Origin of the sequence: Streptomyces phytophilus, assembly GCF_013870535.1 — a bacterium.
In the GTDB taxonomy this organism is placed as follows: Bacteria; Actinomycetota; Actinomycetes; order Streptomycetales; family Streptomycetaceae; genus Streptomyces; species Streptomyces phytophilus.
This window is the reverse complement of sequence record NZ_JACBXC010001432.1, coordinates 1-1,449: the sequence shown is the minus strand read 5'-3', so window position 1 is coordinate 1,449 and position 1,449 is coordinate 1. Positions and strand designations below refer to the sequence as shown.

Annotated in this window: 1 protein-coding gene; it reads left to right on the top strand. The window is 73.4% G+C overall.

Annotated elements, in window-relative coordinates; genetic code table 11:
- Positions 1–583: 583 nt before the first annotated feature.
- The coding region (locus tag H5J30_RS33060; RefSeq protein WP_181791394.1) for a serine/threonine-protein kinase at positions 584–1,449 on the top strand (866 nt) is incomplete at its 3' end.

Below are 1,449 nucleotides of genomic sequence, written 5' to 3'. Positions count from 1 at the left end.
GCGGCCGCTCCGCCGCGCGTCGCCTGGACGGTCAGCCGGATCTGCATGCCGGTCACCGCTCCCTTCCCTGGGCAGGGCCGATTCGAGGGCCGCGGTCATATTCCCATCTCTCACCGACAGCCCGCTGCGAGACCGGTGTTGGCGGATCTTGTATGGCCGCTTCCTGCCCCGACTACGACTCAAAATTTGCCGTTACGGACCACTGTTGACAGCTTCGTCAGCCCTACGGGGCAACCAACGACCGGGAAGCTGACGTCCTTCCTTCGCACAGGCGTCACGAAACGGCTGCGGACGGACGGTACGGCGGTACGGCACGGGTGAGAGCGCACCGCGAACGGGTACGCCGTCCGCAGGAGGACGGGACGCACCCGGCGAACGGGCACGGGACGGGCCCGGGGACCGCGGAGAACAACAGGCGCCTTCCGGGGAACCGGACGGCCGGGGTGCGGACCGGGACGCCGGGCGCCCGGTGCCGCCCGACCCCGGCGGGCGCCGCGGGGACGCCACTAGAGTGGTGCAGATGGCCCACGGACCGACCGGTCCGGGGGCCGGCAGGAACGATCACGACCAGGGAGCGCATGACGTGCGGCCGGTAGGCAGCAAGTACCTCCTCGAAGAGCCGCTCGGGCGGGGCGCCACGGGCACCGTGTGGCGTGGCCGCCAGCGCGAGACGGCGGGGGCGGAAGCCGCCGTGGCGGGCAGCCCGGGCGAGGTGGTCGCCATCAAGGTCCTCAAGGAGGAGCTGGCGGGCGACCCCGACGTGGTGATGCGGTTCCTGCGCGAGCGCTCCGCGCTCCTGCGCCTCACCCACCCGAACATCGTCCGCACCCGCGACCTCGTCGTCGAGGGCGATCTGCTGGCCCTCGTCATGGATCTCGTCGACGGCCCCGACCTGCACCGCTACCTCCGGGACAACGGCCCGTTCACGCCCGTGGGCGCCGCCCTGCTCACCGCGCAGATCGCCGACGCGCTCGCCGCCAGCCACACCGACGGCATCGTCCACCGCGACCTCAAGCCCGCGAACGTGCTGCTCGCCGGCAGCGCCGGGCCCGACGGCGTCGGCCGGATGCAGCCGATGCTCACCGACTTCGGCATCGCCCGGCTCGCGGACTCCCCGGGCCTGACGCGCGCCAACGAGTTCGTCGGTACCCCCGCGTACGTGGCGCCCGAGTCCGCCGAGGGCCGCCCGCAGACCTCCGCCGTGGACGTCTACGGCGCCGGCATCCTGCTCTACGAGCTGCTGACCGGCCGGCCGCCCTTCGGCGGCACCTCCGCCCTGGAGGTCCTCCACCAGCACCTCAACCAGGAGGCGCAGCGCCCGCCGGGCCTGCCCGACCCGATGTGGACCGTCGTCCAGTCCTGCCTGCGCAAGAACCCGGCCGAACGCCCCAGCGCCGAGAACCTGGCCCGCGGGCTGCGCACCGTGGCCGCCGGTATCGGCGCCGGCGC